Source organism: Trichloromonas sp. (assembly GCF_034006665.1).
Lineage (GTDB): Bacteria > Desulfobacterota > Desulfuromonadia > Desulfuromonadales > Trichloromonadaceae > Trichloromonas.
Window position 1 is genome coordinate 47,773 of the sequence record NZ_JAVESI010000012.1, and the last position, 13,032, is coordinate 60,804.

A 13,032-nucleotide genomic window follows, 5' to 3' on the forward strand; every position below is an offset into this window, starting at 1 on the left:
TAAAACAAAAATATTTTTTTAATATAAAATATAAAAACATAAAAATAATATGGCAAAAACATTAGAAATCCCATTTAAAATAACCAGCGAAAATCTATTAAAAATTATAAACATACTTAAAGATTTAAGTGTTATACATGATAAATCATTATTTAAATTTGATAAGAATAATCTTTTAATATATTCTATGGTTGGTGAAGGTAATGGTATAAATGCTTTTAAAAGTTATACATTTAGTATAAAAGATATAATTGATATTAATGTTGATGAATTGGATGTAAGTGTAGATTTTATAGCAAAAGATATTAAAAGTATTTATAGAAATCTACAAATAATGGTTGATATGAATAAAGATATAACTGGTAAATTATACTATGATCAAATTGGTGATAAATATTTTTCAGATAGACTATTTTTTAAAGTTGATAGTAAATTAAAATTAAATTTTTATGGCAGTGATCCAATGTCATTTAATACAAATATCACTATTAATCATATTAATAAACTAACAAATATAGATAATTCAGAATTTAGTTTTGAACTAAAAATAGATGACTTTAATAATATTAAAAAATTATCACTTACAAATAAGGAATCTGATGTTTTTTATTTGAATACATTTGAAAAGGATGGTAAGTATTTAATATCAATAGGAGAAAGCAGTTGGGATTTAATATTGGGTGATATAGATAAGGATATTATAAAAACTTTATCATTTCCAAAGAAATATTTAAAAATAATAAATGTGGATGATATATCTAAAATATATGTATTTGATAGGTTTTTAATGATTAAATCAGATAATTCTAATTTATTAATTAGTACAGAAATAACAGTATAATGGAAATAACGAGAATAATTAAAGAAGCAATAAACTTCTATAAAAATGATCCAGTAAAAAATTGCACATTATATAAATCGGTTGGTTGTTCTCATATAGATTCATTTTTATGTGATTTTCCAGAATGTATTATGTATAAAGAACATTGGAGTAGTATAGAAAGATATTTTAAAATTAAGAATATAATTAAAAAGGGGTTAAAAAATAATTCCCCTTTTAATATTATTTAACTTTTAATATTATTTAACGAATTTTACTTCATTTCCGAATTCCCATGTTTTTATATAAACATATCTATTTTTTTCATCAATTTGATCAGATAAGTCATTTTTTTCAAATTCTTCACCCCAATCATCAGAACATTCATTATCTATAAATTTTCTAACATGTTCAATTTCATCATCTGTTAATTCTTCATCAGATATAACATCAATAATAAATAGACTTTCATCGATATTAAAATCAGTCATTTTAATTTTAATATCCTTATTAATATTTAATTTTTTAGATTCATTATAGTTATTAAAATCAGATGATACAATTTCAAATATTTTGGTTATTAATTTTTCATCAATATCATTAAGTGTGTATTCATTATTTAATTCATTTATAATATCATTCCAAAACTCATCTACAATATCATTAAATATTTCACTTTTCGACATAGATATATAATCATCATACTCTTCTTCATTATCGCTATTAACATCTAATCTATATTCATATTCATCAATAATAAAATTTAAATCTATATCATATTCTTTTTCTAATTTTTTAATATCTTTTATTGATTCTATGTCAAATTTTGTATCATCTACCTGATATAATACTTTGACTGGTGATGTAAATTTGTAATTATACATAATACATTATTATTTTTCTGTTTATATATGTAGTTTCTTTAAAAGTTTAGAAATTATATTATTTAATTTATAATTTCTTTTAATATCAATTGGTGTTAAACAATCAATTATCCAATTTTTTAAATTATGATAATCATCATTGTCTAATACTATTTCATATCTTAAAGATTCATGATTAAATATTATTGTACTATTTTCTATTAATATATTAGAAACATTATTTAAATCATCCCCATAATTATAATATTCAGATTTAAATATTTGTAGTACTCTATCTCTTCCTTGATAACTCACAAATACAATTAATCCATTTATTGTTATTGCTATATAATTTGTAATATATAAATTATAAATATTATTTAATGAATCTTTATATGTATATATTTCATTATTCATAATTATATTCAAATTTTAAGTTTCCTGAATTATATATTCTATATATTTTTCTTTCTAACATTATATCATGTTCTGATTTGGTTGGATCAAATCCTTCTTTAATTAAAATGTCTTTTCTAAATCCAAATCTATATTTTTTAATACCATTAACTACATAATAGTAGTTAGGTTTTGTTATATGTCGTAATTTAAATTTAAGTTTTTTATATAAATCACCATTACTATAATTTCTATCTGCATATGATATAATTTTCTTAGGATTATAATTTTTAATAAAATAATTAAATAGTTTAGATCCACCTCCAATGACAATGGTGTTGAGTTTATTACAAAATCTTAACATCTCATATTCATCATTTTTAGATATATTATTCATAGATTTCCTCAATTTACCAAATGTCATTAAACTAACTAGTTCATCATTATAAAATAAACCTATTTTATGTTTTGAACCAACAAAACCTTGAATATGGTTTTCATCTAAAAACTTTTTAATCAATTCGTTATTATTTACTTCTTTAATTTTACATTTTCTTGCAAATATTTTATTAGATATTCTATTTAATTTATTCAATATCATTGATTTGATTATTTCTTGTTTATAAACCCAATCGTCTTCATAAATATGTATTAACTGAATTCCATTTCTTGTACATAAATCGGTTTTCATTTTATGATAATTATTATCACAATATAACTCGTTATGCCAATATACACCATTAAATTCAAATGCTAATTTTAAGTCAGGTAAATAAATATCTAATTCATACGGGTTTATTATTTTTCTATCATTTTCTATAATATCACCATTATAATTTTCTTTAATAAAATTTAACAATTTAATTTCTAATCCTGATGTATGTAACCCAATAGGGTTACAAATTATACACGGTATGGTATTTGAATGTAATCTTTGGTTAAGAAGAACGTAATTAATTATATATTCATTGTTACACAATGGACATTTAACTAAATATTTTTTATCATAATAATTTAATAAATCTATATTATATTTTTCTTTATATAATTTTTTATTTTTAATAAATAAAGTTGATAATATATTATTTTTAATTTTATTAGATATATGTAAATTACATGATGGTACATGTGATCCATATTTTTCTAAATTTGTATTAATTGTATTATTTCTAATAATATTGTTTTGTTGTGGATGTTTAAATCCATATTTTTTTAAATTAGTTTTTATTATTTTTTCTTTTATAAATTCATTCTGAAAAACATTTTCAACTCCATATTTTTCTAAATTTGTATTAATTAATTTTTGTTTTATTTCTTCCGAATACATAGGATGTTCAACACCATACTTATCAGTTAATGTTTTCTTAATTTTATCTTTAATATTGTCATTTAAAAGAGGTGTTATATTTCCATATTTTTGTAAATTAGTATTATCTTTCTTTTTTTTAATATCAGGTGATGACAATCCATAATCATATCCATATTTTTCTAAATTAGTACTAATTAACTTTTGTTTTATTTCTTCCGAATGCATTGGATGATCAACACCATACTTATCAATTAATGTTTTTTTAGATTTTTCTTTTATTTCTTCTAATTGAAAAACATTATCAACACCATATTTATTTTGTAATCTCTTTTTACATTTATTGTTTGCGCATTTCTTACTACAACAATAATCTTCTTTTAAACCATTAGTATTCTTGTAATAATTATGATATTGGGTTTTTTTGGTTTTTCCACATATATCACATTTAACATCTATTTTATAATGACTACTATGTGGTAAATCTGTTATTTTAACAATAGAATTATCAGTTGAAACATCATATCCAATTGATTTATAATAATTCTTTAATTTTCTATTGTTTACAGTTATATATTCATCTATTATCATAATTTAACTTTCATCTCGTTAACAGGAAATCCTTGTTTTTGATAGATTTTATCTCTTCTACTTATATATTGATTATATAATATGTTATTATACTTTTTTGATAATTTATCTGTAATATCAAATACTACTAATTTACTCTTTTCTTTATGCAACCTTAATCCCCTACCAATGGACTGTCTAATTAATTTATCAGATTTAAAACTATCCGCAAAAACAATATTAAATATCGATTTTATGTTTATTCCTGTTGAAAAAGTACCAAAAGATGCAACCAATATTTTTGGTTTATCTTCTGTTATTTCCATTAATTTTTTAATAGTTTCTCTTTTTTCTTTTATTGTTGTACCGTCAACATAATATAAATGTTTATTTATACAATTATCTCTTAAATATTCATATAACATTTTACCATACTCTATATTATGGAATAATATTAATGAGTTATTATTAAATCTGTCACATAATTTTTTAAAAAATAATTTTCTTCTTAGTGATTTCTGAACAAATTCTTTTTCAAGTAAATAGGCTCTTTTCCCATCCCCTCTTTTTTTAATCATAAAAACATTTTCAGCAAACTCATTTTCATTGTGATCTAATATTATTGAATTAATTTTTACTTTTGATACTAAACCTTTGTCCATTAATTCTTTTGCTTTAACAGTAATTAATTTTGGACCCATTAAGGATTGTATGGTAAGATATTCAGCAGAATCATTATTGGGATATGTACCAGATAAACCAATACGATATTTGGCAAATCCAAAAGTTTTTGATAGTATGGTATCTAAACTCTTACTTTTTGCAGTATGTGATTCATCACATACTACAACATCAAATTGTTCAAAAAATTCTTTTGGATAATTAATTAAACTTTGATATGTTCCGATAAAAACATTTGGTTTAATTCCATCTCTTACTTTTCTTGGTTTATCAGAAAATATCTCTTCTACTCTTAAATCAAATGGTTCTTTTTGTTCCTTATTATAACCTAAATTATAATCAATAATATCGTCATAAAACTGAGTTACCAAACTCATTTGAGGAACTATAAGTAAGAATTTATAATCAGGATTAATATATTTAAGAATATAGAACATAAATACTGCAAAAATTAGAGATTTACCACCTGCGGTTGCCACTTCAACTATACCAAACTTATATTTTAACATATTAAAAACTGCATCAGTTTGGTGTTCATATGGTATAAAATATCCTTCTGGATTATTTTCAGTTGGTTTTACTCTATAATCTTTAAAATATTCTGTGCAAAAATTTACAATATCTTCTTTTTTTATATCTAAATCAAATGGAAATTGTGATTTATCTATTTCAAATTTATAACCATGATCTTTACAACATTTATATATCTCCTTCCAAAGACCATATCTCATTATACCGTTTTTAAAATGATCTATACTACCATCCCATAATCCCATCTTATGTCTTTTTTTAAAAAAATAGTTATCTACTTTTCTGGTAAGATGTAATTTAAGTTGATGATATTCTTCTCGTGTTGATTCTTTTAAAACGATTTTACTTTTATCTTCTGTTATATTTAATTTCATTTTCTTAATTTTCTTATAAATTTATTATTAAACAAATAACAATAAATTATCCATTTTTGTAATTTATACCATCTATATATTTTTATATAAAATGGTTCATTATCCATTTCTTTTAATAAATCATCTATTATTTCGATATTATAACTCATATTATAACCCTAATGCGTTCATTAATTCAATTCTATTCTTCACTGCATAATTGAGTGATTCTAAATTAGATGCAGTATCTCTTAAAAATTGAATATGTATTTCTAGTAATTCACTTCTTTGTCTAATTCTTGCAATATCAGCTTCAACTAATGATTTTTTAGCAGTATCATTTTTAACATTTAATTGATATTTAGTAGAATAAAATTCATATCTTTGTTTTATTAATTCTTTTATTTGTGTATTATTTTTAGATAACATTAAAGCATAAGTTTTTATTTCTTCTGATGCTATTTGACTATAACTAATTATTTCTGCTTGATACTCTATTAATTTTTTAATATCAGCATATATATTTCTAGTTTGTTGTTTTACTATTTTTGACCAATTTTTAGATTCGATATCCATTTTATTTTCTAATGATTTAGTATCTTCAATAAAAATATTTAATTTATCATCATTATTTGCCATTTTAATAATTTATTTTTAAATGATATAGGTTTATATTCTAATAAAGTTTAGAACAAAATAGTAATCAAATTTATATAATTTTGATGTTTTTGTTTGTTTATAATTTAATTCTACATTATTTTCAAAAATAATTGAATTTGCATTTTTTATTAAATTATCTTGATTTTTAATATTTACATCAAATTTTGGATTATATTGTAAATTTGATTTTTTATTAAAATCCCCATCATCTAATGTTTTATATTCAACATAGAAATTAATTGTATTTAATTCATATCTATTTAATATATTTTTATCAATATAATTTTTAATATAAAGGTTTATATTGTTACCTAAAACATCATTATATTTTATTCCTTTAAATACTCTTTTTTCTTTTATTTTATAAAATAAATATTCTTTTAATATATTTCTCCATTGTATATTTATAGTCCAATTTGTATTTGTTATTTTATCCATATCAGATTGAGGTGATAATACAATTGTATGATTATTATTTTTTATATCAATTAAATCTATTAAATATATTTTCTCATTCTCATATATATCATTATAGTATTGATAACCATTGTTATTTGTATTATCATTTATTTCACTATATTGTATCGTCTTTTCATCAATTATTATAGTATTCTCAACATTTATCATTTTTGAACCAAAAAATGTCCTTGGTTCATAATATGATTTTGTTCCTATTATTGGTTCACTTTTAAATCTTGTTATTATTAAATCGTTTTTCATAATATATTATATGTTTTTATTTATACTGCAATTCCACCTGAAAAGTATATATTCCTAACATTAACTGATATTACTCCATGATCAGGATTTGTTAATATAGTAAATGGTTTATTACTCCAATCTTCGTTATCTCTAACACATTGAACTGTTATTGAACTAATTCCACTACTGCCACTTGATGGATAAACATTAAAATAGGTACCATATGTATTATTTATTGTCCAATTAGAACTAGATGTTATTTCAATTATAACTTGATATACAATTGAATATCCACCATGTTGAAATATTACTGATATTGGACTAATATATATACCATTTAACGTAGTTACTGATTTAGTTTCACCTAAAAATAATTGTTCACCAACTTTTACATATGATCTATAATAATATGTTGTACCTGGTAATAAATTACTAATTAAAGAATTATAACTATTTGTTGATAATGAACTATTGTGATTAATAGATTGAAGTGGTATAAATGTATTAGATAATGAGTATTGTATACCATATTCAGTAATAAAATAAATATCACCATCTGTTATAATACCGCCAGCTCTAAAGGATTTCATTGTTAAATCAGTATAATTTGTTGTTGATAATGTTATATCCAATATATGTTCAAATTCCCATATATAAGTATCAGCAAATTCAATATTTGATATATCTGTAGTACCTGGATTCATAGATTGATTATTATTAATAATTTTACCCCCTCCTATAATATATCCTTTGTTATTTGATGTAGCAAATGCACAATATGTTCTATTTATACCTGTAAATGATAAATTATCGTATTCTTGAACGACTATAGAATTTATTCTATTAACATACATCTTATTATCTATATCTGATGAAAATTTATTTGATAGTGTCATATATATTTTATTACCATTTAAAAGAAATGATGATCCACTTCCTCCTAATTGTTCAATATCAGTAAGACTAAAATTATATATTGTTATATTATCATTACTACTAGATGATGATATACTATTATATTTATAAATATTAGTACCTGTATTAGTTGTGTTATCTATATTTATATAACCACCAATTTTATAATATTTATCATCGTAAATGACACTTGAACTATCATATGTTCTTTGTGAACTTATAGCACTATTATCCATTTGTTCATTGATTCCACCATAGGCATTAATAGTGTATTTTTTATCAGATAATCCAGATGATGTTCTACCTCCTCTTATACATAAAAAATCACCTTTTACAAATGAATCAGCATAAGCTAATCCCGCTGATAATGTAAAATGATAAGAATCGAATGTATTTAAATTTATATTATATCTAGATATTGATGTAATATATCCTGTAGAATTTATACCACCTGTTATATATATGTGTGTTCCATCTGTACATATTGATGAAAATGCTCTAGGTATATTATTATCTAATTCTGTTATAATTTTAGTATTTACATTATATTTATAAAAATCACTCTTATAACCAACTGATGATCTACCCATACCATAATAAATATAATCACCGATTCCTATTGCTACCATACCAATTCTACCATTTGATCCAAAAATAGGTTCTTGTTCCTTTACTACTTTCCAATATTGCTCAACTTCAATTGTTTCTTCTACAAATACTCTATTATTTGTATCTTCTTGATTTAAATCAAATATATTAACCGGATATTCTACTGCAAATACAATTTTCTTCTCTGTAAATCCACCAACCAAAGGAAATGTTATATTATCGAATGATACATCGACTTCTAATGTACCTACTGATACTGTTTGTTCACTCATTATATGATAATCTAACATAGAATCATCTATTATCATCAATTTAACAGTAGCATTATGAGTTGGTTTAATATTATTTCTACCATTATTTCTAAATTTCATACTAAAATCATATGATTGATTTGGTATGTATGTTATACCAGTTTGCAATTCATATTCTAATATTTCGTAATTAATATCATCATTATATAGATCAAATCTTATATCATTATTACTATATAATATTTCACTTGGTTCTTCTAAACTATAAAATTCAAATCTACAAACAGTTGTAGTTTTTATTTGATTATCATCATATTCTATTGGTCTATTAAATTCTATATTTTTTTGTATTGTAACATCTTTTCCTATTGTACCCAATGATTCATCAGATATTAATGTACTAGATTGTTGATTTAACTTATCATAATATAATTTAACACCATATGTTTTAGAAACAATTGATAAATTAGTTACATTAAATCTAAATGTTATTTTATCGCTAGGGTTATTCTTATTAAATCCATATATCATATTATAAGTTGTTACTGCTGCACCACTTCTTCTAGATGCTTCTCCTCCCACTTGTTCTTCACCGGTTGTATAAAATTCTAATCCTAATGGATCAGATACTGAAATACTATTAACAGATAGTATTGCTTGATATGATATAATATAAGTTGGAGACTTAACAAAATCTGAATATAATGTATGTTCATTTAATGTTTTTAAATAAAAATTACTATCCCACGAAGATAAAAATATATTTCTACTTGTTTGTGATAATCCAATTTCATCAACCATTGGATATATACTTCTATCAGTAGATATATTATTTAATTTTAGAAAATTACCATCATCACTAACTTTCGAATATACCATTTCTCTTATTGTTCCAAAATCAGATACATCATTATCAAAACAATAATTTTTATCTAATCCATAATACCTATTTTCATCTGACCAATAATATAAAGGTTTAAATACATTAATATCATGAAATACTGGATCATAATACCCGATAAATCTTTTAATTAATTTATCATTCTCTATTCTTTCGCCATGCCTTACTATATTTATAGTTTCATCTTTTTTATTAATAACTATTTTTCTAGATAATGGTTGATCTATTATAGATTGAGTAACAGGCATATCATCTAGATATATCATATACTTATCATAGATATTATAAGATGGTCCTTTTATTGGATAAATATTATAAGAATTTTTCTTTAATAAAATATCATCAGGTAAAGATACTTCAACATAAAAACTAGGTATCTTATTATTTAATTGATTTAATTTAAATTTACTAACATTATTACCATTTATTTCATAATATATTATATGTTGATCAAATATACCCTTTTCATTTAAATTATTCATCGATTGAATAAAATAATAAGCTGTTAATTTATTTGGATCATATGTATTGATAGATAATCCATCTACAGATGGCATAGTATTATAATCATCTTTAGTTTTAGAATAATATATACCATTTGATTCTCCAAATACTTTAGTATTATTAAATGATATCCATTCTTTATTTATTGGTATATTTTGATTTATTATTATAATAATATTTTTAAAATTATAATTGACAATAACATGTATACCATTCTTATCGGGTGAGTCTAATGTAGCATTTAAATCGTCAATTGGTGATGATACACTATTTATAAAAATAGGATTACTATATACTCCTGAATTTTCATCAAAATCATAATAATGATATCTATCATTTAATATAACAGATAGTTTATATTCATTAAAAATATTACCACCTCCTGGTATTATACTTCTAATTGATCCGTCATTATTAAATACAATATCTTCAATTGAATTTATTTTATATTCAATTCCTCTAAATAATGATGATGCTGGTAATTCATTATCACCTCCATTAAAATATGAATATTTTTTATAATATTTTTTATATAAATTTCCATTATCTTCTATATACATTTTATTATTAAAGAAATACTTAAAATAATCAAAGTAATTGGCTTCATATAGTGATAAGTCAAATTTATCATTATCTAATAATGATGTTTGAATATTAGTGCTTTGGTTTAAATAGTAATTAAATTCTATTTCTGTTACTATAATTTCTTTAAATGTACAATTTACATATCCACTATATAATGTTATATAACCATTTTTACATTTACCCATGAATGATATAATCACATCATTTCCGGTTGTAAATTGATTTGATTTACCATTATCAAAAGAACTATCATATATACCAACAGACCAATTATTATTGGGTATTGCATCATCAATTGTTATCCTTAAATATACATAATAGTAATTATCTGTACCTAAATATGTAGTATAAATAGATTTATTTTCTGATGTGTTATTTGAACATATTAATGTATTATTTAAGTACGTCCAATATGTGCCTGTGTCCCATTCACCTGCATTAAATTGTTCAACAACATTATCATCTTTTTTACTAAAAAAATTACCAATTCTATAAAAATAGTCATGTGTTTTTTCTTTAACACTAGATACTGATGTATCACAATTTGTAGTTCTATTATAAACACCGCCGTGTTTTTTAGAGTTATTTAATTTATAGATATAATCAGAATGACTTATAGAACCAATATATCCCCATTTACATATATTTTGGTTCTTTTCCCATATATAACTTATACTATTATCCAATAATTCAAATGTTTCGTCACCTGCTGAATATTCTGATGATATATTTAATGGTTTGTATTGTCCATTGCTTCCTTTATCATGTGTTTTAACTCTTTTTGGTACACTAAAATCTCTATATTCAATTGCATTTAATTTATCTTCTTCTGTTTCTACATAAACATTTTTTTCATATTCAAAATCAGAATATCTTGTATTTATTCTATCAAAGTCAAAATCTTTTATATCAGAAAATTTTAATCTATAAATATTATATTGTAATGGTATATCATCATTTACTATTTTCTTTGTTATAGTATTATTAACACCACCTTTCCAATATTTTAAATATTTATTATCAGATGTAATTGCATAATCTCCGCCTATATAAAAATTATTAATATATTTATTAGTTGTGTTATCAAAATATTTATCATTTTTTAAAACATGATATATACCATCAATTTCAATTAAATATAAATCAGCTGGTAATTCATCAACGTGTCCTTCATTATTAATAAATTTATCTATTGTTAATTCAAGTTGATCATTTAAATTTTTTATATTTGTTCTGTTATTTACATATTCTATTTTAATTTTATTAGAATTAAATATAGTCATATCATTTGATGATATATCAAAATCTGATATTAATTTATAATAACCATTGTTCAGTTTTTTTATTTCGTAAAGTTTGTTATTATACATTATCCATCCATTTTCTTTTATTTTATTAGTAAATGGGTTTACTGCATTATCATTATTATCAACAAATATATTATTTTCTATTCTTATATTTACATTATCATCAAGATCATCAAGATCATAAGTTGTTAAAGATTTTATATGTTCAAATTTATCGATATAAAATCCAAAATATCTATTAATAGAATATTCATTGTATTTATCTGGATCTCCTGGTTTATCATCAAATAAATATTTAATATTAAGTATATATGGATATATTAATCCGTTATTTTCAAATCCTTTTGTTATAAAATCTTCTAATACAAAATGGGGATTTTCATAATATAATTTATCATCTAGTATTGTTTCGCTAGTTGTATAAATACCATTTTTATAATTTAATCCAGACCATTTTGAAAAGTTAAACTTTTTAGTATCAAAAAAGAATGAAAATTCAGGAAATCTATTATTATCATTTATATTTCTTTTTAAGAAATTACCAAAATTAGAGTTTTCACTTAGATCTATAACTTTTACACATTTCCATTTATCAATTATTTCACTTCTAAAATTATCTTTATTTAAACCAATTAATCTATAATCAGTATCATAAATATCATAAATACCTGGATCATCTACTCTTAATATTATAAATTTCTCTGGTATATTACCCTTCTTAATATATAATGGTGCAAAATATTCAAATTCTTCGTTATACCATTGATCTTCAGCATTTTTAGCACCCGCAAAATATGTATCATCAAATTGATTGTTGAATGAATCATACATTATATTTACATCAAAATCAGTTTTAGGTGAAAATGCTAAGTTTTTTGGCAAAGAGTCATAGTATTTTGGTAATTCATCTTCTAATAATGCCTCTTTATTTAATAATTTATGTTTATACTTATCATCACTTAACTCTTTACAAGAATCAAAACTTTCAAAATATAAATTATATTTACTATCAACAACTAATTTAATATTAGTTGTTAATCTTGGATTAGTTCGTATTAGTTGAAAACTTTTTTCCATT

General features: G+C 21.8%; 8 protein-coding genes. 1 reads left to right on the top strand and 7 read right to left on the bottom strand.

Annotation, left to right across the window (positions count from 1 at the left end):
* The first annotated feature begins 49 nt into the window (after positions 1 to 49).
* The gene (locus RBR25_RS06905) at positions 50 to 841 is read left to right on the top strand and encodes a hypothetical protein (protein ID WP_432818811.1); all 792 of its coding nucleotides are present in this window, start codon (positions 50 to 52) and stop codon (positions 839 to 841) included.
* Positions 842 to 1,080: 239 nt separating this feature from the next.
* On the opposite strand, the gene RBR25_RS06910 is transcribed toward RBR25_RS06905, so the two are convergent.
* From RBR25_RS06910 to RBR25_RS06940, 7 genes are all read right to left on the bottom strand, one after another.
* The gene (locus tag RBR25_RS06910; RefSeq protein WP_432818812.1) at positions 1,081 to 1,704 is read right to left on the bottom strand and encodes a hypothetical protein; all 624 of its coding nucleotides are present in this window, start codon (positions 1,702 to 1,704) and stop codon (positions 1,081 to 1,083) included.
* A 21-nt stretch (positions 1,705 to 1,725) separates the two neighbouring features.
* A complete protein-coding gene (locus RBR25_RS06915) occupies positions 1,726 to 2,100 on the bottom strand; it encodes a hypothetical protein (RefSeq protein ID WP_432818813.1) in 375 nt (124 codons plus the stop codon).
* Positions 2,093 to 3,976, bottom strand: a complete 1,884-nt coding sequence (locus RBR25_RS06920; protein ID WP_432818814.1) for a DUF7487 domain-containing protein — start codon at positions 3,974 to 3,976, stop codon at positions 2,093 to 2,095. The genes RBR25_RS06915 and RBR25_RS06920 overlap by 8 nt, the downstream gene beginning before the upstream one ends.
* Positions 3,973 to 5,541 (bottom strand): DEAD/DEAH box helicase family protein, encoded by a 1,569-nt coding sequence (locus RBR25_RS06925; RefSeq protein WP_432818815.1) that lies wholly within the window; start codon positions 5,539 to 5,541, stop codon positions 3,973 to 3,975. Before RBR25_RS06925 ends, RBR25_RS06920 begins: the two co-directional genes overlap by 4 nt.
* Positions 5,542 to 5,691: 150 nt before the next feature.
* Entirely contained in the window at positions 5,692 to 6,159 is a 468-nt protein-coding gene (locus tag RBR25_RS06930) for a hypothetical protein (RefSeq protein ID WP_432818816.1), read from the bottom strand.
* A 30-nt stretch (positions 6,160 to 6,189) separates the two neighbouring features.
* Positions 6,190 to 6,900: a hypothetical protein gene (locus tag RBR25_RS06935; protein WP_432818817.1), complete on the bottom strand. Its 711-nt coding sequence runs from the start codon at positions 6,898 to 6,900 to the stop codon at positions 6,190 to 6,192.
* Positions 6,901 to 6,920: 20 nt separating this feature from the next.
* Positions 6,921 to 13,031 carry a hypothetical protein gene (locus tag RBR25_RS06940; protein ID WP_432818818.1) on the bottom strand — a complete coding sequence of 2,037 codons (6,111 nt, stop codon included), beginning with the start codon at positions 13,029 to 13,031 and terminating at the stop codon, positions 6,921 to 6,923.
* Position 13,032: the final 1 nt, after the last annotated feature.

Bases quoted from the DNA above. Each gene is read 5' to 3' on its own strand.
- RBR25_RS06910 (WP_432818812.1), bottom strand. From the start codon at position 1,704: ATGTATAATTACAAATTTACATCACCAGTCAAAGTATTATATCAGGTA.
- RBR25_RS06925 (WP_432818815.1), bottom strand. From the start codon at position 5,541: ATGAAATTAAATATAACAGAAGATAAAAGTAAAATCGTTTTAAAAGAA.
- RBR25_RS06905 (WP_432818811.1), top strand. From the start codon at position 50: ATGGCAAAAACATTAGAAATCCCATTTAAAATAACCAGCGAAAATCTA.
- RBR25_RS06920 (WP_432818814.1), bottom strand. From the start codon at position 3,976: ATGATAATAGATGAATATATAACTGTAAACAATAGAAAATTAAAGAAT.
- RBR25_RS06915 (WP_432818813.1), bottom strand. From the start codon at position 2,100: ATGAATAATGAAATATATACATATAAAGATTCATTAAATAATATTTAT.
- RBR25_RS06930 (WP_432818816.1), bottom strand. From the start codon at position 6,159: ATGGCAAATAATGATGATAAATTAAATATTTTTATTGAAGATACTAAA.
- RBR25_RS06935 (WP_432818817.1), bottom strand. From the start codon at position 6,900: ATGAAAAACGATTTAATAATAACAAGATTTAAAAGTGAACCAATAATA.
- RBR25_RS06940 (WP_432818818.1), bottom strand. From the start codon at position 13,031: ATGGAAAAAAGTTTTCAACTAATACGAACTAATCCAAGATTAACAACT.